Source organism: Pedobacter nyackensis, assembly GCF_032678475.1.
GTDB lineage: Bacteria > Bacteroidota > Bacteroidia > Sphingobacteriales > Sphingobacteriaceae > Pedobacter > Pedobacter nyackensis_A.
This window is the reverse complement of sequence record NZ_JAVTSF010000001.1, coordinates 1823269-1849664: the sequence shown is the minus strand read 5'-3', so window position 1 is coordinate 1849664 and position 26396 is coordinate 1823269. Positions and strand designations below refer to the sequence as shown.

22 protein-coding genes are annotated in these 26396 nt (G+C 40.6%); 13 read left to right on the top strand and 9 right to left on the bottom strand.

The genetic code is table 11. The features are described 5' to 3' along the window. Window positions 1–4: 4 nt before the first annotated feature. The 4 genes from gdhA to R2Q84_RS07350 form a co-directional block, all read right to left on the bottom strand. Window positions 5–1345, bottom strand: coding sequence for an NADP-specific glutamate dehydrogenase (gene gdhA / locus R2Q84_RS07365; protein WP_410478406.1), 1341 nt, complete (start codon window positions 1343–1345; stop codon window positions 5–7). 117 nt (window positions 1346–1462) lie between these two features. Further along, window positions 1463–2998 carry a PAS domain S-box protein gene (locus R2Q84_RS07360; RefSeq protein WP_316815889.1) on the bottom strand — a complete coding sequence of 512 codons (1536 nt, stop codon included), beginning with the start codon at window positions 2996–2998 and terminating at the stop codon, window positions 1463–1465. 93 nt (window positions 2999–3091) lie between these two features. After that, the gene (locus R2Q84_RS07355; RefSeq protein ID WP_316815888.1) at window positions 3092–3925 is read right to left on the bottom strand and encodes a hypothetical protein; all 834 of its coding nucleotides are present in this window, start codon (window positions 3923–3925) and stop codon (window positions 3092–3094) included. Further along, entirely contained in the window at window positions 3912–4808 is an 897-nt protein-coding gene (locus R2Q84_RS07350; protein WP_316815887.1) for a 1-aminocyclopropane-1-carboxylate deaminase/D-cysteine desulfhydrase, read from the bottom strand. Before R2Q84_RS07350 ends, R2Q84_RS07355 begins: the two co-directional genes overlap by 14 nt. A 295-nt stretch (window positions 4809–5103) precedes the next feature. Here R2Q84_RS07350 and R2Q84_RS07345 point away from each other — a divergent pair, with 295 nt between their 5' ends. Beyond that, the gene (locus R2Q84_RS07345) at window positions 5104–6141 is read left to right on the top strand and encodes an RluA family pseudouridine synthase (protein ID WP_410478410.1); all 1038 of its coding nucleotides are present in this window, start codon (window positions 5104–5106) and stop codon (window positions 6139–6141) included. A gap of 17 nt (window positions 6142–6158) precedes the next feature. Continuing rightward, window positions 6159–6998, top strand: a complete 840-nt coding sequence (locus tag R2Q84_RS07340) for an aminotransferase class IV (RefSeq protein ID WP_316815885.1) — start codon at window positions 6159–6161, stop codon at window positions 6996–6998. 65 nt (window positions 6999–7063) lie between these two features. On the opposite strand, the gene fmt is transcribed toward R2Q84_RS07340, so the two are convergent. After that, window positions 7064–7972, bottom strand: coding sequence for a methionyl-tRNA formyltransferase (gene fmt, locus R2Q84_RS07335; protein ID WP_316815884.1), 909 nt, complete (start codon window positions 7970–7972; stop codon window positions 7064–7066). A gap of 89 nt (window positions 7973–8061) precedes the next feature. On the opposite strand from fmt, the gene R2Q84_RS07330 reads away from it, so the two are divergent. Further along, the gene (locus R2Q84_RS07330; RefSeq protein ID WP_316815883.1) at window positions 8062–9117 is read left to right on the top strand and encodes a DNA topoisomerase IB; all 1056 of its coding nucleotides are present in this window, start codon (window positions 8062–8064) and stop codon (window positions 9115–9117) included. 12 nt (window positions 9118–9129) lie between these two features. On the opposite strand, the gene R2Q84_RS07325 is transcribed toward R2Q84_RS07330, so the two are convergent. Next, window positions 9130–9345 (bottom strand): hypothetical protein, encoded by a 216-nt coding sequence (locus R2Q84_RS07325; RefSeq protein ID WP_316815882.1) that lies wholly within the window; start codon window positions 9343–9345, stop codon window positions 9130–9132. A gap of 77 nt (window positions 9346–9422) precedes the next feature. Beyond that, complete coding sequence (locus R2Q84_RS07320) at window positions 9423–10697, bottom strand: DUF1343 domain-containing protein (protein WP_316815881.1); 1275 nt, start codon at window positions 10695–10697, stop codon at window positions 9423–9425. Between the two features lie 481 nt (window positions 10698–11178). Between R2Q84_RS07320 and R2Q84_RS07315 the strand changes: the two genes are divergently transcribed. The 8 genes from R2Q84_RS07315 to R2Q84_RS07280 all read left to right on the top strand — a co-directional run bounded on the left by R2Q84_RS07315 (window position 11179) and on the right by R2Q84_RS07280 (window position 21220). Then, window positions 11179–11256: a potassium-transporting ATPase subunit F gene (locus R2Q84_RS07315; RefSeq protein ID WP_084498241.1), complete on the top strand. Its 78-nt coding sequence runs from the start codon at window positions 11179–11181 to the stop codon at window positions 11254–11256. A gap of 9 nt (window positions 11257–11265) precedes the next feature. Further along, window positions 11266–12984, top strand: coding sequence for a potassium-transporting ATPase subunit KdpA (gene kdpA, locus R2Q84_RS07310; RefSeq protein WP_316815880.1), 1719 nt, complete (start codon window positions 11266–11268; stop codon window positions 12982–12984). A 6-nt stretch (window positions 12985–12990) separates the two neighbouring features. Next, complete coding sequence (kdpB, locus tag R2Q84_RS07305) at window positions 12991–15021, top strand: potassium-transporting ATPase subunit KdpB (RefSeq protein WP_316815879.1); 2031 nt, start codon at window positions 12991–12993, stop codon at window positions 15019–15021. A gap of 19 nt (window positions 15022–15040) precedes the next feature. Further along, window positions 15041–15607 (top strand): K(+)-transporting ATPase subunit C, encoded by a 567-nt coding sequence (locus R2Q84_RS07300; RefSeq protein WP_316815878.1) that lies wholly within the window; start codon window positions 15041–15043, stop codon window positions 15605–15607. Between the two features lie 118 nt (window positions 15608–15725). Then, window positions 15726–16802, top strand: coding sequence for a porin (locus R2Q84_RS07295; RefSeq protein WP_316815877.1), 1077 nt, complete (start codon window positions 15726–15728; stop codon window positions 16800–16802). A gap of 138 nt (window positions 16803–16940) precedes the next feature. After that, window positions 16941–18071 carry a sensor protein KdpD gene (locus R2Q84_RS07290; RefSeq protein WP_316815876.1) on the top strand — a complete coding sequence of 377 codons (1131 nt, stop codon included), beginning with the start codon at window positions 16941–16943 and terminating at the stop codon, window positions 18069–18071. A 20-nt stretch (window positions 18072–18091) separates the two neighbouring features. Continuing rightward, window positions 18092–19846: an ATP-binding protein gene (locus R2Q84_RS07285; protein WP_316815875.1), complete on the top strand. Its 1755-nt coding sequence runs from the start codon at window positions 18092–18094 to the stop codon at window positions 19844–19846. Window positions 19847–19999: 153 nt separating this feature from the next. Then, the gene (locus R2Q84_RS07280) at window positions 20000–21220 is read left to right on the top strand and encodes an ABC transporter permease (protein ID WP_316815874.1); all 1221 of its coding nucleotides are present in this window, start codon (window positions 20000–20002) and stop codon (window positions 21218–21220) included. A 110-nt stretch (window positions 21221–21330) separates the two neighbouring features. On the opposite strand, the gene R2Q84_RS07275 is transcribed toward R2Q84_RS07280, so the two are convergent. After that, complete coding sequence (locus R2Q84_RS07275; RefSeq protein ID WP_316815873.1) at window positions 21331–21759, bottom strand: VOC family protein; 429 nt, start codon at window positions 21757–21759, stop codon at window positions 21331–21333. A gap of 143 nt (window positions 21760–21902) precedes the next feature. Beyond that, a complete protein-coding gene (locus R2Q84_RS07270; protein WP_316815872.1) occupies window positions 21903–22307 on the bottom strand; it encodes a hypothetical protein in 405 nt (134 codons plus the stop codon). 128 nt (window positions 22308–22435) lie between these two features. Here R2Q84_RS07270 and R2Q84_RS07265 point away from each other — a divergent pair, with 128 nt between their 5' ends. Both R2Q84_RS07265 and R2Q84_RS07260 read left to right on the top strand, forming a co-directional pair. Beyond that, window positions 22436–23725, top strand: coding sequence for a DEAD/DEAH box helicase (locus R2Q84_RS07265; protein WP_316815871.1), 1290 nt, complete (start codon window positions 22436–22438; stop codon window positions 23723–23725). A gap of 219 nt (window positions 23726–23944) precedes the next feature. Beyond that, window positions 23945–26395: a hypothetical protein gene (locus R2Q84_RS07260; RefSeq protein WP_316815870.1), complete on the top strand. Its 2451-nt coding sequence runs from the start codon at window positions 23945–23947 to the stop codon at window positions 26393–26395. The last annotated feature ends 1 nt before the right edge of the window (window position 26396 follow it).

The following is a 26396-nucleotide window of genomic DNA, read 5'->3' as shown; positions in this document are numbered from 1 at the left end:
GTGGTTATACTACTCCCTGGGCAATCATAGCATCGGCCACTTTTACAAAGCCAGCTATGTTGGCTCCTTTTCCGTAATTTATATAGCCATCTTTCTCCTTGCCATATTTAACACAGGCATGATGAATCTGCTCAATAATCACTTTTAATTTATCATCTATTTTTTCGCGTCCCCAAGCATAACGAAGTGAATTTTGCGACATTTCCAACCCCGAAACTGCTACGCCACCTGCGTTAGCAGCTTTACCTGGTGCATATAAGATTTTAGCTTGTTCAAACACATGAATAGCTGAAGGAGTTGAAGGCATATTCGCACCTTCAGCGACACAAAAACAACCATTTTGCGTCAACAATAAGGCATCGGCTTCGTCGAGTTCATTTTGTGTAGCGTTAGGGAATGCAATGTCACATTTTACACCCCATGGTTTCTGACCAGGGAAAAACTCGCAGTTAAAGTGATCAGCATATTCTTTTATACGTCCTCTCCGGTTATTTTTGAGTGCCATAATAAAGGCCAGTTTTTCCGTGTCAATTCCAGCCGGATCATATACATAGCCTTCAGAGTCGGATATGGTAAGCACTTTTGCTCCCACTTCAATACATTTTTCTACAGTGTATTGTGCCACATTTCCAGATCCGGAAATGACTACATTTTTTCCTTTAAGGGAATCGCCCCGAAGTTTAAGCATTTCTTCTACAAAATAAACGACACCGTAGCCTGTGGCTTCTGGTCTGATCAGACTGCCGCCCCATTCAGGCCCTTTTCCAGTTAACACACCGGTAAATTCCCCACTTATGCGTTTGTACTGACCAAACAGGTAACCAATTTCTCTGGCACCCACGCCAATGTCACCAGCTGGAACATCCATGTCGGCACCCACGTATTTATATAGTTCAGTCATAAAGCTCTGGCAAAACTTCATTACTTCCGCATCCGATTTTCCTTTTGGGTCAAAGTCCGCACCACCTTTTCCTCCACCCATAGGGAGACCGGTTAAGCTATTTTTGAAAACCTGCTCAAAAGCAAGAAATTTCAGTACACTAAGGTTTACAGAAGGGTGAAAGCGTAATCCACCTTTGTAAGGGCCAATGGCACTATTCATTTGTACCCTGAAACCTCGGTTTACTTCAACCTCACCTTTGTCATTTAACCAGGGAACTCTAAATATGATTACCCTTTCCGGTTCAGCTATACGTTCTAAAACTTTATGAAACTTATACTTTTGATTCTCTTCACTAAATGGAATAATTGATTCGGCTACTTCATATACCGCTTGTAAAAACTCAGGTTCGTGTGCATTCCGGAGTTCAAGTTTGTTCATGAACTCATTCATCAAATTATTCATTGCTAGTTTAGTTTTTAGGTTTTTTTATTATCTGTCTGCTAAAAATAGCTTTTTTTTAAAAAATACAGTAATAAAAAACATAATTTATAAAATAAACTTGCAAACGGTATGAAATCCTTATTTCTGTGACTTGAAATATATCTTGAAAATTGTGCCCTTATCTACTTCACTTTCTACACTTACCCTGCCACCCATAGCTTCAATTTGATTTTTTGTAATAAACAAGCCTATTCCTCTTGCATCTTTATTTGTGTGAAAGGTTTTATACATTCCAAATATTTTATCTCTGTTGGCTTGTAAGTCAATTCCGATGCCATTATCCTGAATGGTGAGTACAACCAGTTCGGCCTGAGTTTCCGTAAGTAAATGAATAACCGGTTTTCGCTCTTTCGAACGATATTTAATCGCATTGGTTAAAAAGTTAAGCAAAATGCTATCCAGGTAAGCAGGAATAGCATCAATGAGGACATTATCTTTTACTTCATTCAGGCATACTGCATCTGCAGCTTTTAAAAGAGCTTCTATATTTCCTATGGCTCCATTTATGGCTTTGTTAAGGTTAACTTTTATGAGATTTTCTGAAATCGTTGTATTTACCGCCACTACTTCGTTCAGGTGTCCGATGGTTTCCTGAAGGTTAGCTGCAGCGTGCCTGAACATTTTAAAAAGTTCCTGTCTGGATTGCTCATCTACATCTGTTTCTATAAAGTTTAGCAGCATACTAAGGTTTCCAGAATGGGAGCGGAGATTGTGTGAAACAATATGTGCAAAATTCAATAGACGTCTGTTTTGATCACTTGTTACTTCCAGAACAGACTTCATTTCCGATTCGGCCTCTTTAGCTTTGCTGATGTCTGTAAGCTGAGAAATAAAATGTAAAGGTTTGCCCTCACTGCTTTTTACAATAGAGACCGCCAGAATAACCCATACAATATGTCCGTTCTTATGTAAATATCTCTTCTCCATCTGATAAGAATCCCGGGTACCTTGTATCACCTCATTTAAGAGATGAAGGTCTTTGTCCAGGTCCTCAGGATGCGTAATATCCTGAAAGGTTAGTCTCAGTAATTCTGATGGCTTATATCCAAGTATGTTAAAAATACTGCGGTTTATTCGCATCCAGTTACCTTGCAAACCAACTATGGCCATACCTATTGCAGCATGGTCAAAGGCACGCCTGAATCTTTCTTCGCTTATCCTTAGTTTTTCATTTAATTGCGTGTTTTCTATAGCGACATCATTGGCATGGCCATGTGACCCTTCCATAGGACTAAGCTGCTTAATCGCAATAAAAAGGCACGGTGCAGTACCTTCTTTACCGTTGTAGATTACCCCAGTGCAAAACGTTTTTATGATCTCACCATTATGCCGTCTGTAATAAACGGTGTATTCGGCGGTAGGATCAAAACGTTTACCACTTAGATTGTTGACAATATGGTTCAGGCATTCCTTGTTGAGGATATCTTCAATACTCATGAACTCGTGCTGGGGGCTATAGCCTAAAGCCTGCTTCCATTCAGGGTTTACCCAGACCTGTTTGTCTTCTCCTAATTGACAATAGCACAGCCCTTTTGGGGCTGCTTCAAAAATGAAATCTAATAGATTTTCATTCATTTTTATCAACTGATAAAAATCATTTTTCAGCTTGTCCATAAAAAATAGTCCTATCCCTTTGGCACTGCTAATAGGGCAAGCAATGTGCAACATAATATACGAAATAATCGTGATTATGTGAAAGCATTTACATTATTTTCCTTTAATCCAGTTTTTTATTTTTTTAAAAATATCTTTTTTTAGGGGCTTGGCTTTGCCATCATGTGTAATCTGATGTGTATAATTGTGAATTAGCTGTTCCGTATAGGCTGATAGATAACTTACTGACTTAAGGTCCTCTAAAAAGGGTGCTGCATTATGATGAAGTGTCGCATTAAAAGATATACTCTGATACTCACTTCTAACAACATCAGCTAAGTTTTTATTAATGGCAGCGTTGCCATTTTCCGCGAAATAATCCAAATGGAAAATTTCAGGATCCAGCTTTCTTAGCCTTTTTGTTCCTTTTCGTTCATTGCGCCATGGATGTTCATTAGGTTTCAGTTGTTCCTTAAAAAAAGCCTTGTTCCATAGTGATACCTGGTGGGACATTAAAAACCGACTTTCTTTATTGTCCAGTTTCGAAATATTAAAGCCCTTAATGAAATTCCCGGTAGCTGTAGTTTTAAAAACGTCTGAAGAATTGAGCTTTACAAGCTGCCATTTATTTGCTAAAGTTTTTTCAAAAAGTTCGATAAATACATCCTTGTCTACAGGTTTATTTAACCACATGTCTTCTTGAAAATAGATGACATAATCTTCCTCAATCTGATCAAGAAGGTTAACCAGTCTGTTGCTCCATTCTCCTTTTCCAGATTTAATATTTTTAAAATTTTTAACGTCAACCGATAGCTCTTCGGTTGCAAAGTAATAAGTTACCGGAATTTCGAAATCCCAGTTTTTTTGAAAAAAATATTCGAAACCTTTATACAGTAATTCATATCTGTCGCAAGTATGTACAATCAGGGCTATATTATTCTTTGTCATATGTGTTGAATTTGTCTTTCATACCCATCAGACCGAGTAGTCCTCCCGTATGTAAAGCCACAATTTTGTCAGTTGGTTTAAAATATTGTGCTGCAATCAGGTGGTCAATGGCATAAAACATTTTTCCGGTATAAACGGGGTCTATGAGGAAGCCTTCTTTTGCAGTGAACTTTTTAATGAAATCGATTAATATGGGAGTAGTTTTGGCATAACCTCCAAAATGATGATCTGTGTGTAACACAAGCTGATCAGTATTGCCTGTATATTTATTGATCTCGTCGGCAATAAATGCTCCACCTTTTAAAACAGGGATAACATGTAACTGGGTTTTTAATTTTTGTTGATGAATACCTGTCAGTAAGCCTGCAGCGGTAGTACCCGTGCCCGCAGCACAAAACAAATGATCTACATCAGCAGGAAGTTCGGCTATAATCTCGGCACATCCCTTAACAGCCTCGTGGCTTGCCCCACCTTCATCTACAAATAAGGTATTATTATCCTCTCCAAAATGGGATTCAAATAGCGCAGGTTTGTTTTTATAGCTGAGCCGGTCCGTAAAAATCAGTTGCATGCCAAACAGTTTGCATAACATCAACATCTCGTTGTTCCAACATTCTGCTGCATCACCCCTTACGAAAGCGGTGCTTTTTAGACCTTTCTTTGCACATGCTGCAGCTGTAGCGACTAAATGATTAGAATAAGCTCCGCCAAATGTTACCAGGTGGTTTTTATAATGCAAAACGGCGTAAGCTAAAATATATTTTAACTTACGCCATTTGTTTCCTGATATATAGGGGTCAATTAAATCGTCTCTTTTCACCAGAACCTGGTGCGACGGAAAACCTTTTAATTGCTGTAGTGGACTATCTATATCTGTAAACATCTATGCAAATATAGATGCCTTACCCGTCAATTAATGTTTAAAATAAATCTTTTTAAGTAGGTAAGGGAAGAAGTTCAGGATGATTTTAACATTTTGAGTAAAATTTTTCATAAGCGTATTCTTGTGTTTTTCATTAGTTATGAGTTTGTTAGCGGTTCGTTATTCCGTAATACGGATAAAAATTCTAACAGCCTCATCATTTTTATTTTAGGTATGCGCTGTAACTTAACAAAAAGCAGACCAATTTCTTTTTAAATATGTAATTGTTAAAGATTAGTTTTGTAGGATGGAAAACATGCAGACGGAAAACAGTTATACAGGGGTAGAACTAGAGGAACAGGATTTATACGAGCATTTTAATATTGTTGTGGATAAAGGACAGTCTTTATTGCGCGTAGATAAATTCCTGATGCATCGCATGGAAAATGCATCACGTAACCGTATCCAAAATGCAATAGATGCCGGAAATGTACTGGTTAATCAGAAAACAGTTAAGTCCAGTTATAAGGTAAAACCGGCAGATGAAATTTCAATTGTATTTCCACACCCGCCAAGGGATACCGAAGTTTATCCTGAAGATATTCCCCTGGATATCGTATATGAAGATGAAGACCTGTTGGTGGTAAATAAAGTCGCCGGTATGGTTGTACATCCGGGCTTTAATAATTACACAGGAACTTTGGTTAATGCACTTGCTTTTCATTTTGAGCAATTGCCACAATTGCCAGGCAACGAAGGCCGACCGGGTTTGGTGCACCGTATTGACAAAGACACTTCCGGACTGTTGTTGATCAGCAAGAACGAGATGACGATGACCAAGCTGGCCAAGCAATTCTTTGACCATACCATTACCCGTAAATATGTGGCTCTGGCATGGGGTGATATTGAACAGGATGGTACCGTAACAGGTTATATTGGACGTAGTGCGAAGAACCGTATCGTAATGGATGTTTATGATGATGAAGAAAAAGGTAAGTGGTCGGTAACACATTATAGTGTGCTGGAGCGTTTAGGTTATGTAACCTTAATTAGCTGCCAGCTTGAAACTGGTCGTACACATCAAATCAGAGCACACATGAAGCATATCGGACATCCCTTATTTAATGATGCCAATTATGGGGGTGATAAAATTTTAAAAGGGACCACTTTTACCAAATACAAGCAATTTGTTCAAAATTGCTTCGAACTTTTGCCCCGTCAGGCACTTCATGCACAAACTTTAGGATTTATTCATCCGAGGACTAAAAAATATATGGAATTTGAAGCACCTTTGCCTTCCGATTTCGACTCGGCATTGAATAAATGGAGAAATTACATTGTACAACCGTCCTAACGCTTTGGCTAAGATAAATGCAGCACGAATATATATTACATAATGATGAATTTGTCATCATCAATCATCCGATCCTAACGGCCGCTAACCGGGGATTTAAATATGGCGACGGACTCTTTGAGACGATGCGCATGAGTAACGGCAAGCTTAAATTTGCCGAACTGCATGCGGATAGATTAAAAGCAGGAATGAAAGCCCTGAAAATAGATGGTAGTACTTTGCTTGATGAGTATTTTTTTAAGCAAAAAACCGCAGAGCTTTGTAAAAAGAACAAATTAAAAGATAATGTCCGTTTCAGACTTTCAGTTTACCGCGCGGGCGACGGATTGTACACCCCAAACAGTAACAAATCAGGTTATGTTTTAGAGGCTTCGGCGCTTGAAGAAGATAACTATGAATTGAACAAGAAAGGGTTGATCATTGATGTATTTGATGAACTGACCAAGCAGGTAAATAGCCTTTCCAACTATAAAACAAGTAATTCCCTATTGTATGTAATGGCCGGTTTATATAAAAAGCAACACCGTCTGGATGATGCATTTATATTGAACCAAAATGGATTCTTGTGTGAGAGTATTAGTTCCAACATATTTGTGGTTTACGACAAAAAGATCTATACACCTGCGTTATCCGAAGGCTGTGTGGCTGGCGTAATGCGTAACGTAGTGATGAGTATGGCGAGGGCACACGACATTGACGTAATTGAAGCACAGATTAATCCTGAAATACTCAAGGCAGCAGAAGAGGTGTTTATTACCAATGCCATTAGCGGAATTCGCTGGGTTATGGGCTATGGCCGAAAACGCTATTTTAACGAAGTTACAAAGTTGCTAAGTGCAAAACTAAATACGATATAACTGTATCCGTTTATCATTTCCGGGGCCTTTGTTCTGGCAAAAGCCCCGGAAATATCGATTAATCTCTACAACCGCATTCCTCGTAAGAACTCATCAACCTGCATCCGTTTTTTACCTTCGTACTGTAAGTCGGTAAGCTTAATAAAACCGTCTTTCGCCGCAAATTTTAAGTAAGTCTTGCCGTCAGATAAAAATGCACCCGCAGCTAAACCCGTTTCCTTTTCTTCCAGTTCTGCTTTGAAAACTTTAAGCGTTTTGTCGTTCAGTTTGGTAAAAGCAGTAGGGTATGGACTTAAGCCACGAATCAGGTTGTAAATTGAGGTGGCAGACTGGTTCCAGTCTATTAAACAATGCTCTTTAAATATTTTGGGTGCATGTTTAAGCTCATCGCTTTGAATCTGTGGTTGTTCGGTGTAATTGCCGTCGGCAATGGCCTGTACAGTTTTCACCAGTAAGCCTGCACCAACGTTCATTAATTTATCATGCAGGTCTCCGGCGGTATCATCAGCTGCAATGTTTACCTTTTCGGAAAATATAACATCTCCGGTATCTATCTCATGTTTTAAGAAAAAGGTTGTTACCCCACTTTCCTTTTCGCCATTAATAATCGCATGGTTAATAGGAGCAGCACCCCGATACTGAGGTAATAAAGAAGCATGTAAGTTAATGGTTCCCTTTGCAGGCATGTTCCATACCATCTCTGGTAACATTCTAAAGGCTACAACAACCTGTAGGTCGGCCCCTAAAGCCTTTAACTCCTCAATAAATTCAGGATCTTTAAGTTTTAGTGGCTGCAATACTTTTAAGCCTTTAGCTACTGCATATTGTTTTACAGCACTTTCCTGAAGTTTTTGCCCACGTCCGGCAGGCTTGTCGGCAGCGGTGACTACGCCTACCACCTCAAATCCAGCTTCCACAAGTGCATTTAAAGAAGCAACTGCAAAATCGGGGGTTCCCATAAAAACTATTTTCATCGGTATATGTTTATGTGTAACGGTAATTGAGCGTTAAGAGCTGAGTCACAAAATAACTAAAAATTTAACGGATATTTCATTCAATGTATATGACTCCGGCCTTAGAAGAACTAAAAGAAAGCGGGTTAGTTTACTTAACCGATAGCCATCCAGGTATATACAGAAAAGGTAAGCCCGGAAAGTTTTATTACGTAGATAAAGATGGTGCCCGGATCACTGATGGCGCACAGCTGGATCGCATTAAAGCCCTGGTGTTACCTCCGGCCTGGACTAACGTATGGATCGCACCAAAGAAAATGGCACATTTGCAGGCAACGGGAATTGATGCTGCCGGACGCAAGCAATATAGATATCATAATGAATGGACATCCCGCAGGTCGGACAGTAAATATTTCAGATTACTGGAATTTGGTAAGGTACTACCTCAGGCCCGCAGAACAATCGCTAAAGATCTGCGTCGAAAAGAACTGGATGAACGAAAAGTGCTGGCCATTAGCGTTCAGCTCATGCAAAAAACTTTAATTCGTATAGGAAATGAAGCGTATAAACAGCTTTATGGAAGCTATGGCTTAAGTACATTAAAAGATAAGCATGTAAAAATTAACGGGCATAGAATGATGCTGAGTTTTATAGGTAAAAAAGGGGTGAAGCACGAAGTTGTCCTGAATGATAAAACCCTGGCCAGACTCGTCAAAAAATGCAGAGATATTCCCGGCCAGGATTTGTTCCAGTTTTATATAAATGGTACAGAACACCGTCCTATCGATTCAGGAAGGATAAATAACTATATTAAAGAGATTACCGGTGGCGACTTCACCGCCAAGGATTTCCGTACATGGGGAGGTACACTGGAAGCCTTGAGACAGTTTGCGCTTTGTCAGGATAGTACCGACAACAATAAATCTAAAAAGAGAGTCATTGTAGAGGTACTCGATTGCGTTGCCAGCAGACTAGGTAATACCCGGTCCGTCTGCAAAAGTTCATACGTATATCCCTTGTTATTGCAGGCATTTGAAGCTGACCAACTTGGTAAATACCTCAAAAAGGTTAGTAAAGATCAGTCAGATACCATTAAAGCATTGGAAAACGACGAAAAGGTTCTTATGCAGTTTTTAAAGGCAGCGCATAAGCAAAACAAAGTTTAGATGCCTCCTTTATTATTCTTCAGGTGCTTTTTTTACAGGATGTACTGGTTGCTCGCCTTCTTCCCTTTTTTTAGCAGGGTTTTTAAAATGTGCCTCCTCCTGGTTGTAATCTTTGTCTTCCGGCTTTTTTACGACTTTATCACCTTCAGGAATTCTATCCTTTGGGACTTCTTCCATATAATTACTACCGGGACTTTCGTTCTTCTTTTTAGGTTCGCTATTCATCATCTTATATCCTTGAGTTTAACTCTGGCAGATTTTTAAGCTTCGTTATTCCGGCGAAGGCCGGAATCCCACACAATCTACTATGGATATAACAAATATTTTTTGCGCATTGTTTTGTACTTACTCAATCCAGGTTCCCAGCTCGCTCTGATTTCTTTTTCAGATTTGCCAGCAATGATCTGTTGTCTGAAATCGGCAACACCAATCAGCCTTTCAATTACGCCCATTTGTTTACTCAGGCTGGAATTAAAGAAATCTGCTTTATTGGGTGAGTTTTTATATAGTTCGATCATCCAGGCCAGGTTAATCTGCTTTGTTTTTCTGAAATTATCAGTGTCGTAATCTCTAAGGTCTAAACCATAACAAACCTGGTTCATAAACAAAGGGCTTTCAGACATTCCCTTAATACTTATGGGTGTAAAAGAAAAGCTATACTTGCCTTTTAACGCAGGTGCACCTACAATAGTGAAAGGGAATTGCGTACCACGGCCATAGTTCAGGTAAGTTCCTTCAAACAAGCACATGGTTGGGTATAATAAAATAGATTGTGCGGTATTTAAGTTTGGTGAAGGACTTACAGGAAGTTCATAAGGCGTATCATGTGTATAGTTCGCAACCTTAATGATTTTGATTTTGCATTGCAGTTTATTATCCAGCCAGTTTTCACCATTTAACATCTGTGCATATTCACCAACGGTTAAGCCATGTACCGCTGGAATAGGCTTTAGTCCAATACCCGATTTAAACTTAGGGTCTAATATAGGTCCATCAATGTAAAAGCCATTAGGGTTTGGCCTGTCTAGTATCAATACTTCCTTATTGTTGGCTGCACAAGCTTCCATCACATGCTGCAAAGTATTGATATAAGTATAAAAGCGTACGCCTACATCCTGGATGTCAAACACCATTACATCCACATCAGCTAACTGCGTTTTAGTTGGTGTCGAATTTTTGCCATATAATGAGATAGCCTTGATGCCCGTTTTAGTATCGATTTCATCATTTACATGTGTTCCATTGCTGGCATTTCCTCTAAAACCATGCTCCGGTCCAAATATTTTAACAATGTTTACGCCTAGCTTAAGTAAACTGTCCACAGTTGTTTCTTTGCCAATAATGGATGTTGGGTTCACTACCATACCCACGCGTTTCCCTTTCAGGTAGGGGACGTACAGATCAGTTTGTTCGGCACCGGTAAGTAATTTTTCATTTTTAGGCTTATCGATGTCCTCAGCTTTCACTTTATATGGATTTGGTACACCCGGGTTGAAGGCGATTGTGGTCGAAGGACTACAAGCCTGAAGGACGAAAGCAATTAATACTGTATTTAACATGTGTATCAGGGATCGTATCATTTAAGAACCTTTTTTACTTTATATACTTTAAGTCAAAATCAAATGAGCATTTTAATTTTCTTCACACTTGATCCGCCATACATCTACAGGGCTAAAGGTAACCAAAAAATGGTTAATTTTTAAGCCATTAATCCTGGAAGTATTGTAAATTAAACCTGCAATATATTCGTAGAAATAAAATAGGAATATTAAGATTGAGGAATAAAATAAAAATCTAAGCAGTAAACATTCCAATATGATAAATACCCTTCCATTATGGAAGGGTATTTATGTTTAAAAAAGAAGTGTTTTTAGTGTTTTTGTCTGTAAGATGTTGGTTTGTAGTTTGTTGTGTTTGGTTTTGTGAAAATGGCATTCCTATTGGAATAGGCAAAACAAAAAATAAAAACATCATGTTAATAACCGTACTATTTCTCGCCCTGCTGATCTTAAGCAGGGTATGTTACAAATCGATTGACTGGTTCGAAAAAATCTAGAAATTATGACCGCACTATTCATTATCGCCATCGCCGTATTCATCTATATGATCTACGTGCTGATCAAACCCGAAAAATTTTAATCAAACAAAATGAACACAGAATTACTTGGAATTATAGCCACCTATGGGCTTACGCTGGTGATCGCTATTCCACTGGGTAAATACCTGGCCAAGGTATTTGCCGGAGAAAAGGTCTGGACAGACTTTTTAAAACCAATTGAATCCGGGATATATAAGCTCTCGGGAATTAACCCTAAAGAAGAGATGAACTGGAAGCAGCACATGAAAGCGTTGCTGACCATTAACCTGGTCTGGCTGGTTTACGGCTTCTTTGTGTTGATGTACCAGGATAAACTGCCCTTAAATCCTGATGGAAACCCCGGGATGACACCTGATCTTTCTTTTAATACCATCATCAGTTTTGTGGTGAACTGTAATCTTCAGCATTATTCAGGAGAAACAGGCGTTACCTACCTGACACAGCACTTTGTCCTGATGTTTCTGCAATTTGTAAGCTGCGCCACGGGTATAGCCGCTGCAGTGGTATTCTTTAAGGCTTTTCGTGATAAAACCAGCACTAAACTTGGTAATTTCTGGGAGTTCTTTGTAAAATCGATTACCCGTTTACTATTACCTCTTTCGTTAGTAATAGCAATCATTCTTGCTTTTAATGGTACACCAACCAGTTACGAAGGCAAAGACCAGTTCATTTCTGTACAGGGTGATACGGTAAATGTATCCAGAGGACCTGCCGCCGGATTTGTGGCCATTAAGCACTTAGGTACTAACGGTGGTGGATATTTTGGCGCTAACTCCAGCCATCCGCTTGAAAATCCGAACTACATTACCAATATGACAGAGATGGTAGCCCAGGTCATCATTCCTATTGCCATGGTGATTGCCTTTGGTATTTTCATCAGGCGCAAAAAACTAGGTTGGATGATCTTTGGGGTAATGACTGTAGGTATGCTGCTGCTGCTGATCCCGACCATAAGTTCCGAGCTGGGCGGGAATCCGGCAATCGCAAAAATGGGAATCTCACAAGCTACAGGAGCTATGGAAGGCAAGGAGGTTCGGTTTGGGCCTACGGCGAGTGCATACTGGAGTACGGTAACGACCATTATTTCTACAGGTTCCGTAAACAGCTGGCATGACAGCAGTATGCCGCTTACCGGCGGATGGCAGCTATTGGGCATGATGATCAATTCATTTTATGGCGGCTGTGGAGTGGGGGTACTGAATTACTTTATTTACCTGATTATTGCCGTATTTATTTCCGGCCTGATGGTTGGCCGTACCCCCGAATTTCTTGGCCATAAGGTAGAAGCAAGGGAGGTGAAAATTGCTGCAATGATTACCCTGCTTAGTCCTTTTCTGATCCTATCGGGAACAGCACTTGCCAGTTATGTAATTACTTATCACGGTGATGCAGCCTGGTCTGTAATGCCGAAGAACTGGTTAAATAACCCGGGCTTTCATGGTTTCTCAGAGATGCTTTATGAGATGACCTCATCCAATGCCAATAACGGTTCTGGTTTCGAAGGCCTGGGTGATAATAACGTTTTCTGGAATGTCTCGACTGGCTTTGTTTTATTCCTGGGCCGTTTCCTGCCCATCATTGGCCCCGTTGCCATTGCAGGTTTATTGGGCGCGAAGAAATACATCCCTGAATCGGCAGGTACATTGAAAACAGATACTTTGACGTTCAGCCTGATGACCTTTGCGGTAATCATTGTCCTGAATGCACTTTCTTATTTCCCTGCTTTGACCCTGGGGCCCTTGGCAGAGTACTTTACCATGCTTAAATAGATTATAATGAAACACTCATCAAATAAATTATTTGAACCTGCCTTAGTGCAGACTGCGCTAAAACAATCTTTCATCAAACTTAACCCAAGGGTTATGATCAAAAACCCGGTGATGTTTACCGTGGAGATCGGAACCTTGATTATGGCTTATGTGACCATATATTCCATGAGTAATCCGGGACAAGGTTCACCCGCTTACAATTTCCTTATCTTTTTGATCCTGCTGCTTACTGTTCTTTTTGCCAACTTTGCGGAAGCTATTGCAGAGGCCAGGGGTAAAGCACAGGCTGATTCTTTAAGAAAAACACGTGAGGAAACTCCCGCCAAAGTTCTCCTTGACAATGGAAAAACAGAAGTACGCTCCTCTGCACTGTTAAAAAAAGGAGACGTGTTTGTCTGCGAGGCTGGCGATACCATTCCGGCAGACGGAGAGATCATTGAAGGTATTGCTACTATCGATGAATCGGCTATAACAGGAGAATCTGCTCCCGTGATCAGGGAATCGGGAGGTGATAAATCCTCTGTAACCGGTGGTACCAAAGTATTGTCGGACCAGATTAAGGTACAGGTGAATACCCAGCCGGGTGAAAGCTTCCTGGATAAAATGATTGCCTTGGTAGAAGGGGCATCACGTCAGAAAACGCCGAATGAAATTGCGCTGACTATTTTGCTGGCCAGTTTTACCTTAGTATTCATTATCGTCTGCGTAACCCTAAAGCCCTTTGCAGACTACGCAAATACCCCGATTACAATCGCAGCACTTATCTCTTTGTTTGTATGCCTGATCCCCACAACTATTGGTGGTCTGCTCTCGGCCATTGGTATTGCAGGTATGGACAGGGCGCTTAGGGCCAATGTGATCACCAAATCGGGTAAAGCAGTAGAGACTGCAGGTGATATTGATGTACTGCTTTTGGACAAAACAGGTACCATTACCATTGGTAACCGTAAGGCAACCAGTTTTTATCCAACTTTGGGAACCGATCCAAAAGCTTTTGTGGATGCCTGTGTGCTGAGTTCACTTGCAGATGAGACCCCTGAAGGAAAATCAATTATAGAACTGGCCATTGCGCAGGACAATAAATTGTTAGCCGCACCGGAAGGATCTAAGTTTATCAAATTTACAGCTGAAACCAGGTCGAGTGGGATGGATACAACTGATGGAAAGAGAGTCCGTAAAGGTGCCTTTGATGCCATTCGCAATATTGTTTTAACAGCAGGGAACCCGTTTCCTATGGATATTGAAGATCATGTGAAAGCAATTGCCGGAAATGGCGGTACGCCCCTGGTGGTTTGCGAAAATGAAAAGGCCATGGGTGTAATAGAACTACAGGATATTATTAAACCGGGCATCAGCGAACGTTTTGAGCGCTTGCGTAAAATGGGTGTGAAAACGGTAATGGTAACAGGCGATAACCCGCTTACTGCAAAATTTATTGCCCGGAAAGCTGGTGTGGATGATTTTATTGCTGAAGCCAAGCCGGAAGATAAAATGAACTACATCAAAGAAGAACAGGCACAGGGTAGGCTAGTGGCTATGATGGGTGACGGGACCAATGATGCTCCGGCACTGGCCCAGGCCGATGTAGGTGTAGCGATGAACAGTGGTACCCAGGCGGCGAAAGAAGCTGGTAACATGGTAGACCTGGATAATGACCCGACCAAGCTGATTGAGATTGTGGAGATTGGTAAGCAGCTATTAATTACGCGCGGCACGCTAACCACCTTTTCTATTGCCAACGACGTAGCCAAATACTTTGCAATTGTACCGGCGTTATTTATCGCCTCTATTCCTGCGTTGCAGAGCCTGAACATTATGGGGTTGCATAGTCCGGAAAGTGCAATCTTATCAGCAATAATCTTCAATGCGATCATTATACCTATTCTGATCCCTCTAGCCTTAAAGGGCGTGGAGTATAAACCAATCGGGGCCAGCGCTTTATTGCGAAGGAATCTGCTCATCTATGGATTGGGTGGTGTGATAGCTCCGTTCATTGGGATTAAAATAATTGATTTAATGGTAGGCTTATTTGTATAAGCATTAAAAATAAAAGATCATGAAAAAATACATCTTACAATCTATCCGCTTAACGGCAGTCTTATTGGTACTGCTGTGCGTTATCTATCCATTAATTGTTGCCTTTGCCGGAGGTTTTTCCAAAGGAAATGGAGGAGGAGAAAAGATCGAAAAGAATGGACAAGTAAAAGGTTATGCCCTGATAGGTCAGTCTTTTACCAGGCCGGAATATTTCTGGGGAAGACCATCGGCTACCGGCTACAATGCCGCCGGATCAGGTGGATCCAATAAAGGTGCTTCTAATGCCGATTATTTAAAACAGGTGTCTGATCGGATCGATACTTTATTGAAATATCATCCATACCTTAAAAAAGCGGATGTTCCAGCTGATATGGTAACGGCCTCGGCCAGTGGTATTGACCCGAATATTTCTGAGCAGGGAGCTATTATCCAGATCAAAAGAGTTGCGGCTTACCGTAAACTGGATGAAAGGACCGTAGCCGAACTGCTGGTCAAAAACACTGAAGGACCTTTGTTAGGTATGTTTGGGCCTTCAAAGGTAAACGTGTTGAAACTCAATCTTGCGCTCGACGAACTGAAAAAATAACCAATTAACCTCTATACAAAATTCCGAACCGCTGCCTGGACCATTTGCGTTTGCCGACCTTCAGGAACAGGCAGCTCAGCGGAATCTTATTTACAGAATAAATAATTACAATAAATATATGAAAAAAAAACTATTAGTATTCGCAGCAGCATTGTCAACAGGATTGTATGCTCATGCCCAGGATGAACAGCCAAAAATTAAAATAAGCGGTTACCTGGAAACTTACTTTGGATACGATTTTAATAAACCGGCTGATAACAACAGACCAGGCTTTATCTATTCCCATAACCGCCACAATGAGGCCAATCTAAACCTGGGCTTTATTAAGGGAAGTTATGAAAGTGGAATGATCAGGGCGAATCTGGCTGTTATGGCAGGAACTTATACCAATGCCAATCTTGCAGCAGAACCTGGTGTGCTGAAAAATATTTTTGAAGCTAATGCCGGAGTGAAACTTTCCAAAACTGCTAACCTTTGGCTGGATGCCGGAGTATTTGCTTCTCATATTGGCTTTGAAAGTGCAATCTCTAAAGACTGCTGGGTGCTGACCAGGAACATTTCTTCGGAAAATACACCATATTATGAATCAGGAGCAAAGTTGACTTATGGTACTACTGACGGGAAATTTACCGCCACTGCATTGTATCTGAACGGCTGGCAGAGGATAACCCGTCAGAATGGGAACAGTCAGCCCGCGGGTGGTTTGCAGCTGACCTGGAAGCCAACGTCAAAGATTACTGTCAATTATAGCAATTACCTTGGGACAGAGGGGGTAGATTCGGTACGTGTAAAACGGTTTTATCATAATGTATACGGTGTATTCCAGGTTACAGATCAGTTTGGCTTAACCTTAGGTTTTGATTATGGAACACAGCAGCAGGCAAAAGGAAACAATAGTAAAAATGAAGTGTTTTCTCCAGTAGCCATTGCCCAGTATAAGATTGACAGCAAATGGGCTGTTGCCGGTAGAGTTGAATATTATGAAGACAGGAACGGGGTGCTGATTGCCACCGGAACTCCAAATGGCTTTAAAACCACCGGATATTCATTAAATTTAGATTATGCGCCAATCAGCAATGCAGTAGTAAGGCTGGAAGGTAAAATGTACAATAGTAAGGATAAGATCTTTGTAAGAAATCTGAACCCGGTAGATAACAATGCGGCATTGACCGCAAGTATTGCGGTTTCATTTTAAGTAATCAGAATGGCATCTGAATTTTCAAAGAACCCTTTCGCTAGATTAATCCTGTGTGCAATCGCAGGATTAGTCTTTGCAACTATCTGGTACCTGGTAGAAAAAGGATATGTTATTTTAGAATGGTAGTAATAAATTATGGAAGAAGACGATAAAGCGGGATCTGTAAAAAAATTCCTCGACCTGGTTAAAAAATCCAGGCGGGGTAAATTTAAAGTGTACATTGGCATGAGCGCGGGTGTGGGCAAGACCTACCGCATGCTACTGGAAGCCCATGAGCTGTTAAAGAACGGTATTGACATACAGATCGGCTATATTGAAACCCATAACCGGGCAGAAACCCATGCGCTCCTGGCAGGGGTCCCATTAATTCCAAGACGAAAAATCTTTTATAAAGGTAAGGAGCTGGAAGAAATGGATGTGCAGGCCATCATCAATCTGCATCCTGAGGTTGTTATTGTTGATGAGTTGGCGCATACCAATGTTGAAGGTAGTAAGAATGGCAAGCGATGGCAGGATGTGGCCGATATCCTGGATGCGGGGATCAGTGTGATCTCTGCCGTGAATATCCAGCATCTGGAGAGCATGAACGAAGAGATTGAGACCATTACAGGAATACCGATCAACGAAAGGATACCAGATAAGATATTGGAGACAGCGGATGAAATTGTTAATATAGATTTAACAGCCGATGAGCTGATAGATAGGCTGAAAGCAGGGAAAATCTATGATCAGACCAAGATCAAACGTGCACTGGACAATTTTTTTCAGCCTGAACGGATATTACAATTGAGGGAAATGGCACTGAAAGAGGTCGCACACCACCTGGAACGAAAGATCAATATGGAAGTGCCGAAACAGATCAAACTCCGGCCCGAAAAATTCATGGCCTGTATATCGACCAACCACAAAACCGCGAAGATCATCATCCGCAAAACTGCCCGACTGGCCTCTTATTACCGATCGCCCTGGATTGTGTTGTATGTGCAACGGAGCCATGAAGGCGGAGACCGGATCAAACTCGACCTGCAGCGCCACCTGATTAATAATTTCAAACTTGCCACAGAGCTTGGGGCCGAAGTACTGAAGGTAAAAAGTGAAGACGTAACCGGAACGATTACCAGGATTGCAGCAGAAAAAGAGGTGACCACGATCTGTATTGGCAAGCCGCACCTGAATTTGTTCCAGTTAATTATGCGGACAGCCATATTTAATAAACTTTTAAAAAACATAGCAAAAACAGAAACTGATCTGGTTATTCTCTCCTAAATAATTAATGCCATGAAATCATGAAAATAAAAACAAAACTACGCCTTGGATTCGGCTTTCTATTCGTGGTGGTCATCTTCTTTGGGGCAATTTCCCTATATTATATGAACAAGATCTCGGTAAGCTCTAAAGTCATTTTAAAGGACAATTATGAAAGCCTGAGGTATGCGCGGGAGATGCGAACGATACTCGATGACAATGAGCTGCCACTTTCTGAAAAAATAACTGCAAAGTTTGCTACGCAACTCGACCTGGAAAAGAAGAATGTGACAGAGAAAGGCGAAGGAGTAGCGGTAGCTGCACTGGCAGCAGCATATGGACAACTTACAGCCCCCGGAGCTGACCTGGCCAGTCAAAGACTGGCTTTAAAAAAGGTACATCTGCAGCTTAGAGTTATCGACGATGTGAATATGCAGGCTATTGTAAGGAAGAATGATGCCGCGCAGCTGAGTGTTGAAAAAGCTGCAACCTATCTGATATTTGCAGCTTCACTGTGTTTTATCGTCTTATTTTCTTTCAGTATAAACTTTCCTGGTTTTGTGGCCAATCCTTTAAAGGAATTTTCGGAAGCCATTAAAGCCATCGGTCGTAAGAATTATAAACAGCGCCTGGAATTTAAGGGAAATGATGAGTTCTCTGAACTGGCTGAAGAGTTCAATGCCATGACTGCACAGCTCAATAAATGGGAAAACAGCAACCTGGCCAAGCTGCAATCGGAAAAATTAAGAATAGAAGCGATCATCGGTCAGATGCAGGATGCGATTATCGGCCTGAATGAGAAAAAAGAAATTCTGTTCTTAAATCAGGTTGCAGGGCAATTGTTGAATATGAACGAAAAGGATGTGGTGGGGGCGGGAGCACTGGGACTGATGAAAAAGAATGACCTGTTGAGCAGCATAATCCAATCAAAGGGAAACACTAAGCCGATGAAGATCTATGCCGATGGCAAAGAGTCTTATTTCAAACTGGAACGTCGGGAGATCATTGTGCCAGTGCTCGATGACCAGCTCGATAAGGTGATCAGGGAATCCGGAAAAACTGCAGGGGAGGTCTATGTCCTTAAAAATGTGACCGAGTATAAGGAGTTGGACGAAGCCAAAACTAATTTCATCGCTACGGTATCGCACGAGCTAAAAACCCCGATATCTTCTATCAAAATGAGCCTTAAACTGCTGGATGATGAGCGGATCGGTAATATGAACGACGAGCAAAAAGAACTGGTGCAGCACATTAAGGAAGATTGTGGACGTCTGCTAAAAATCACCGGTGAACTGTTGGACCTCTCGCAGGTGGAAACTGGAAACCTGCAGCTGAATTTTGTGAAATCAGATCCCAGAAAGGTAGCTGTTTACGCGATGGATACCGTACGCTTACAGGCTGAACAAAAAGAAATCGAATTGGAACTGATCTCAAGAAATGATTTACCCAAGGTAAATGTAGACACCGAAAAAACTGCCTGGGTACTGGTTAACTTTTTGTCGAATGCTTTGCGCTATAGTTCACAGAAATCAAAAGTAGTTATTCAGATTATTGAAATAGGGAGTAACATCGAATTTTCGGTTAGGGATTTTGGGAAGGGCATAGACGAACAATATCAGAAACGCCTGTTTGAACGATATTTCCAGGTACCTACCGATGGTAACAACAAATCGGGCTCAGGCCTTGGCCTTGCGATCTCTAAAGATTTTATTGAGGCTGAAGGCGGCAAGATCTGGGTGGAAAGTGAAATCGGTGAAGGAAGCAAATTTTGTTTTATGCTGCCGATAGCTGAGTAAGTTTTTATTTGCAAGCCAAAGTTGTTTAGTACTATCGTAGTCTGGGTTATTTGTCAGTAAACTGTTTTTTTGATAATATGTTGCTAAAAAGTTGCACTTTTACGCTGCAAAATCACATTGAAAAAAGAGACAAAATAATTTATTGCACAAAGGTTGAATACAGAATATTTCATAGCAGGGCGGATCGCCATAAAATCTGAACGTACTTTTTCGAAGTTGATTGTCAGGATCGCTATAGCGGGGGTGATGCTCAGTCTTGCGGTAATGATGCTTTCTGTAGCCATCATAAAAGGATTTAAAACTGAAATAAGGGAAAAAGTAAGAGGGTATATCGGTGATGTGAGGATCTTTAAATACGGCCTCAATAACTCTTTTGAACTTACGCCCTTTGTACCTGGTACGGAGACTATAAACAAACTTAAGAATAACCCTGAAATAGAATTCTTTCAACCATATGCCACTAAACCGGCTATCATTTCGGCAAACGACGAGGTAGAAGGTATTAATTTCAAGGGCATAGATAAAAGCTTTAACTGGGACTATATCCGTAAACACCTGGTGAGTGGAAACGTTATTGACTTTGCTGATAGTGCCAAAGCAACCCGACAAATCCTGATCTCTCAGTTTACGGCAAATCGATTAAAGCTTAAGGTAGGGGATGATTTTATCATGTATTTTGTTCAGAATCCCCCACGAAAAAGACCATTTAAAATAGTTGGTATTTATGATATCGGTGTAGAAGAAATAGATAAAGGTTTTGTAATCGGAGACCTGAACCTTATCCGGAGATTAAACAACTGGAAAGCAGATGAAGTAGGAGGAATAGAAATCAGGATCAAGGACTTTTCTAAGTTAAAAGTTGTGTCGGACGGGATCTACAACGATATGGAGTTGAACCTGAAATCTGAATCTGTGGCCGACTACTTTCCCGCTATTTTTACCTGGTTGTCGCTTCTTGATGTGAATACGAAGGTATTACTGGTGTTGATGATGCTGGTAGGGGTAATTAATATGGTTACCGCATTGCTGATTATGATCCTGGAACGCACAAACATGATTGGCATATTGAAAGCTTTTGGTATGCCGGACAGGAGCGTAATGAAAATATTTCTTTACAATGCACTTTATCTGGTTGGTTTTGGTTTGTTACTGGGAAATGTACTGGGACTTGGACTGGGCTTTCTACAGAAATATACACATATCTATAAGCTGGATCAGACATCTTATTATTTATCCTACGTACCTATAGAATTTCACTTTGTGGATGTACTGATTCTGAACGTGGCTACCATTGTGATTTGTGTAGTGGTGCTGATCGTACCTTCTATGCTGGTTACCCGGATTAGCCCGTTAAAGGCCATCAGGTTTAAATAAACCTGGAAAGGCAGAACCTGGCAGTTAACACTTTTTATACAGAAAAAGACCAGCAGGATGTGCTGATCTTTTTGCAAAATTACCGCTGCGGTGGTTTCCGAAAAATGGCTTTACTGTTGCTGATCAGAATTGTAACTGATCATCCACTGGGTGCCAAACTGATCGGTAACCATGCCGAAATAATCTCCCCAGAACATGTTTTCCATAGGCATTTGAACAGTTCCTTTAGCCGATAAATCAGCAAACAGACGGTCGGCCTCAGCTTTACTTTCTACTCCCAGGGACAGGTGGAAATTGTTTCCTGAAACAAGTTTTTGTCCATGGCATTCTAATGCATCGGTGGCCATCAGTATAGTGCCGTTAGGAAGCTGTAGAGAGATGTGACACATCTTGTCTTTATCCGCTCCCGGCGTCTGGTCATCCGGCATATCGCCGAAACGCATCATCATTGTGATCTCTCCACCAATTGTTGATTTGTAAAAATTAAAGGCAGCTTCGCTGGTTCCGGGAAAGTTTAAATAAGGGTTAATCGCTATCATTTTGTAAGTTTTTAATGGTTAGACTTAAAATTCTTATTCAAATTTAGCCTGTATTACCTGATTTACGCGGGTGTCAATACGCCAATATCAGGGGTTGTCTGCGACATCTTTACAAAGACCAACCCAATAGGACCAGCCATGGATCAATTTTTCTTTTTTAATCTGTACTGATAAAGCCAATCCGTTACCTTGACCTCTCCCGGCTTAGCAACCTGAGGAAATTTTTTGGTTAGAATTAAGCTATCTCCTTTAATTTGATAAGTGTAATCCTGTTTTAGGATCATGTTCCAGTCAAATTCTGTTGTGTAAAAGTTCTTATCCTCGAACGAAATAACGTTGTTTTTTTGTACAGTAAAGGTACCTGAGCCCAGTGTAGAGGTGTAGCTGTTGCCACTGAAATTAATTTCTGAGTCTGTAGTAGCTCGGTTTTTTTCCATCCCATGTGTAAACTTGCCGCTGTAAGTTCCATTAAAAACTGGTTTGGTGTTGTTTTTTTTGCACCCCGCCAGTCCAGCCAGCAACAGGAGCATTAGTATAGTTTTATTCATAGCTTTGGTTTTGAAGCCAATACGTAGGTTTATGATTAAATGCTACAATTTGATATGTTTTTTTTACAGAAAGCCTTAGTCCATACTAAAATCAGTAAATTTGCAGCAACATAAAAAATAAAGATACTGTGTCGTTAGATAAATTAAAACTAAGCAAGTCGCTGGTAGCCGCAATGAATGATGCCGGATACATCTCTGCAAAAGAAATTCAGGCAAAAATAATGTCACGCATTATTGGCGGGCAGGACATTATTGCGGTAGGCCCGGAGGGCTGCGGTAAAACTACTACTTACGTACTAGGCGTTTTAATGAAGCTAAAATACAGTACCGACGAAGCACCCAAGGTATTGATCCTAGTACCTGATGGAGAACGCGTAGAAGCGGTGATCGCCGAATTTATGCTGTTGAGTAAAAACAGGAACTTGCGCATTATAGGTCTGTATGGTACCGGAGGCATGGAAGAAGAGATTAATGAACTGCTCGACGGGATCGATATTGTAGTTGCAACCCCTACAAGGGCACGTGCAGTTTATCTTAAACTAGGTTTAAACTTAAACAGGCTGCAAACTTTAATTGTTGATGATGCCGAAGTTATCGTAAAACAGGGCATGCAGTTGCCAGTGGCCGAACTTGCCAGAAGTGCAGGTAAAGTGCAACATCTTATATTTACTACGGTAGTCCACGATAAGCTGAACCTGATGATCGATCAGTTTATGAACTTCCCGGTTACGATTGAAGTGGAAGAGCTTGGCGAAAGTACAGCTGAAACTCATGAGCTTTTGTTGTACCAGGTACCTAATTTTAAAACCAAAGTGAACCTGCTGAACCTGATGTTGAGAGACGATGAGGTATTTGATAAGGTGGTTGTTTTTGTAAATACCAGGTTAACGGCACAAAAACTGTCTAAAAATCTTCATTCAGGAAAACCAGGAGCAATCTCAGTACTGAACCCTTTGTTTTTTGACGAAGAAGGTTTTGATCATATCGATGATTTTAAAGAAACACCAGAGGCCCGTGTTTTAATCATAGCCAATGAAGGTTTCTCAGGTTTAGACCTTTCCGGAATCAATTTCATGTTCCATTTTGAAGTCCCTGAAGAAAAAGAAACATTTTTAAGCAGGGTAGTGAAAGAGGGGGAAGAAGAGGTGGTGGCCATTACCTTTGCGACCGATCTTGAGCTTGCAGAAGTGCGGAAGATTGAACAATCTATGGGTAAAAAAATCGAGGTGATAGATTTACCTGAAGACCTGGTGATTGATAAGGCTGTTAAACCTACTGCCGTTAAAGTTAAGAAAGTGGTTGACGAAGGCCCGAAGGGCGGTGGTGCATTTCATGAAAAGAAAGAAAGTAATTCTAAAACCTATAATTACGGTATTGGGCAAAAGGCCAAAATGACCATGAAGAAAAAGCATGGTTAAAAAACCGCCCTATTAACGATACAATAGGGCGGTTTTTATTGCGTATATGCAGAAATAATTGAGAAATAGTAATTAAAATGTAGCGCAGATTTGCTTTTTTAATTCTTAAACTTTACCTTCAATTAAAATTAGAAATTTATACCTAAAAACGCTTCTCAAAATTGTATAGACGTGGTCGGATAGTGGATGTTTTAAGAAGCAGTTTTAATGCTGCTCCACATGAAATTAACACAAGCTCTTTTCTCCTTTAATCGCCGTATTGCGTTTGCCGTTTTTTTTACAGGAAGTATCTTAGCTCATGTTTCGTCAGCTCAGGAAAAACCTATAATTAAGTCAGTTGATTCTGCGGGTAAGCAGATGCTCAAATCTATTGTTCAGGATAAGAAGCAGGACTTCAAAAACAAGCTAAAAGAACAAACCTCTAAATTTACAGATACTGCGAATAGGAAGTCTGCAACACAAGCATTTGGAAGTAAAAAACTAGCCGAACTCAACAATAAAAAACAGGCTGTTCTTGATTCTATCAAAAAGAATAAAGCATTTAGTTTAACCAACCTGGCTATTGAAAATTCCACAATGGTCAATGGCATTAACCGCTCTTTCAAAAAACAGCCGCTACTCAATAATACCAGTTTTTATGGTCAGGTCCAGGTTTTTAAGTTCCCTTTTGCAATAGATCTTTCAAACAATTCGAGTGATTTCCCTAGTTTGGACCCTTTACGAGATGCACTGTTTAAGGTAAACCTCGACAAATCCCAGCTCACGCAGGTTTACAAAACCGATATAGAAAAAGTAACGCGGTTTCAAAAAATGGAATTGTCGGGAATGGATGTAGGCTCTTATTTAAAAAAGGATATATCCAGTAAGCTGAACGCTGCCACACTTATTGACCCATCCAGGTTTCAGCGTTTAAATACCTTGTTGAACAATAAGGAGCAGCTGGCAGGATTACTCAAATTAAACAAAGACCAGATTAAAGAAAAAGTGAGTGACCTCCTGTCAGATCAGAAGCGGTTTGCGCAAAGAAAAGCAGATAGCATATCCAATAAAACAGTGGGTATAGTTCCTAATAAGGAGTCTCTTACCTACAAAGCCGACAGCTTGCTGGCGAGTAAAAAGAAGCAGGTAGAGGATCAGGTAGAATTAAAGAAAGCGGAAGTTACCGAAGTTATCGTTTCGCTTAAACAAAAGATTGAAGAAAATGGACTGGATCAACAGCAACTTTTGCTGCTACAGAAATTTGTTGCCAACAAAGGAAGTTTAAAAGATTTAGAAGCCGTTTTTGAAAACGAAATGAACCAGGGAGGAAATCAAAGCCAGGTGGGTAAATTCTATTCCAAAATAAAAGGTTTTCAAACCGGTAGTTTTGGTCAGCGTGTGCCCGGTATTATGAATAAGGACCTCTTGATGAAAGGAGCCAATTTTGTAGTCAGAACTGACAGAGGGCCGGTAAATGTAGGTTTTGGGTTAAACAAAGATATAGGGATGCCTAAGGATGCCGGTTTCAGTACATCATTATACGATTCCCCTAAATTGTTAACCTATGTAAGTATTCCGACTACCAATTTTGCTTTCGGGAGGGGTAAACTATCCTGGGTTGGCTCGTTTGATAAACAGGCTACAAGTGGTTTTACTCAGCTCAATCCCCTGCCCAAAAATAACCTCGCATTTATGGTGAGCCAGGATATGAACATGAACAACTTCGGCCGATTTACAGTGGAGTTGTCTAAGTCCAGTACACAATATAAAAACCTTTCCAGAAACGAGACCGATAAGCTGGTACTTAACAACGACCTAAAAATGGGGAACTATTTCAGGGATGATTTTTTAGAGACCGTTTCCATCGGACTAAAACATGGCATTGAGCTTAAGAAAATGGGGCTGTCCGGAAATACTTTTTTCAGTTATTCAGGCTTAGGCTATCAGAATCCAGGACAGCAAGGCTATAGTAATATGGGAATGCGCCTTGGAGGGAATGTGAAAAAGAGCTTTTTAAAAAACAAAGTTGTTTTAAACGCACGTACAGATATTAAAAATACACCAATGAGTGCGGTTTCCGGAGCACACTGGAGAAACTACAACCTGCAATTGGACAGCAGGATCAAATTAACAAAGCAATATAACTTTAGCCTGAAATATGCCGAGAACGGTGTGGACAAGGTTGACGGAGGCAGTAATGCAGTTTATTCGTCGCAAAAGTTACAGGTAGATATGAATGCCAATTACAAAATGGGCACACATTACGGTTTTAGCCGTTTATCCGTTGGCCGGCAAGAAATGCTAAACCCATCACTGTTAACCAAAATAGGTTTTATGACCATCGTTTACTCCCAAAATCTGATGATGAAAAACATCTCTTTATCAGGTAATGCTTTCTACAATAAAGAGCTCAACGGTGTTCGTATTTTGGGCGACATGCTCAATGCCGATGTGGGGTGCCAGTATACCTTGTTAAAAAACTTCAGTGTTTCTTCAGCGGTAACTTATCTCGATAATCAGAACATCGCAAAGCAAGTCGGTATCCGGCAAAACGTACAAGTGTCTATGCTCAAAAATTTTGATGTCAGTGCATTTTTCGACTTCAGGAAAAACCTGATCGATCCACTTTATCCAGAGTTGTTTGCAACAGGAAGAGGAGAGTTGTCTATAAGATATTTTTTAAATAAATAAG

Coding starts and splice junctions, on each gene's coding strand:
- gdhA (WP_410478406.1), bottom strand. CDS start 1,345: ATGAATAATTTGATGAATGAGTTCATGAACAAACTTGAACTCCGGAAT.
- R2Q84_RS07360 (WP_316815889.1), bottom strand. CDS start 2,998: ATGGACAAGCTGAAAAATGATTTTTATCAGTTGATAAAAATGAATGAA.
- R2Q84_RS07355 (WP_316815888.1), bottom strand. CDS start 3,925: ATGACAAAGAATAATATAGCCCTGATTGTACATACTTGCGACAGATAT.
- R2Q84_RS07350 (WP_316815887.1), bottom strand. CDS start 4,808: ATGTTTACAGATATAGATAGTCCACTACAGCAATTAAAAGGTTTTCCG.
- R2Q84_RS07345 (WP_410478410.1), top strand. CDS start 5,104: ATGCAGACGGAAAACAGTTATACAGGGGTAGAACTAGAGGAACAGGAT.
- R2Q84_RS07340 (WP_316815885.1), top strand. CDS start 6,159: ATGCAGCACGAATATATATTACATAATGATGAATTTGTCATCATCAAT.
- fmt (WP_316815884.1), bottom strand. CDS start 7,972: ATGAAAATAGTTTTTATGGGAACCCCCGATTTTGCAGTTGCTTCTTTA.
- R2Q84_RS07330 (WP_316815883.1), top strand. CDS start 8,062: ATGACTCCGGCCTTAGAAGAACTAAAAGAAAGCGGGTTAGTTTACTTA.
- R2Q84_RS07325 (WP_316815882.1), bottom strand. CDS start 9,345: ATGATGAATAGCGAACCTAAAAAGAAGAACGAAAGTCCCGGTAGTAAT.
- R2Q84_RS07320 (WP_316815881.1), bottom strand. CDS start 10,697: ATGATACGATCCCTGATACACATGTTAAATACAGTATTAATTGCTTTC.
- R2Q84_RS07315 (WP_084498241.1), top strand. CDS start 11,179: ATGACCGCACTATTCATTATCGCCATCGCCGTATTCATCTATATGATC.
- kdpA (WP_316815880.1), top strand. CDS start 11,266: ATGAACACAGAATTACTTGGAATTATAGCCACCTATGGGCTTACGCTG.
- kdpB (WP_316815879.1), top strand. CDS start 12,991: ATGAAACACTCATCAAATAAATTATTTGAACCTGCCTTAGTGCAGACT.
- R2Q84_RS07300 (WP_316815878.1), top strand. CDS start 15,041: ATGAAAAAATACATCTTACAATCTATCCGCTTAACGGCAGTCTTATTG.
- R2Q84_RS07295 (WP_316815877.1), top strand. CDS start 15,726: ATGAAAAAAAAACTATTAGTATTCGCAGCAGCATTGTCAACAGGATTG.
- R2Q84_RS07290 (WP_316815876.1), top strand. CDS start 16,941: ATGGAAGAAGACGATAAAGCGGGATCTGTAAAAAAATTCCTCGACCTG.
- R2Q84_RS07285 (WP_316815875.1), top strand. CDS start 18,092: ATGAAAATAAAAACAAAACTACGCCTTGGATTCGGCTTTCTATTCGTG.
- R2Q84_RS07275 (WP_316815873.1), bottom strand. CDS start 21,759: ATGATAGCGATTAACCCTTATTTAAACTTTCCCGGAACCAGCGAAGCT.
- R2Q84_RS07270 (WP_316815872.1), bottom strand. CDS start 22,307: ATGAATAAAACTATACTAATGCTCCTGTTGCTGGCTGGACTGGCGGGG.
- R2Q84_RS07260 (WP_316815870.1), top strand. CDS start 23,945: ATGAAATTAACACAAGCTCTTTTCTCCTTTAATCGCCGTATTGCGTTT.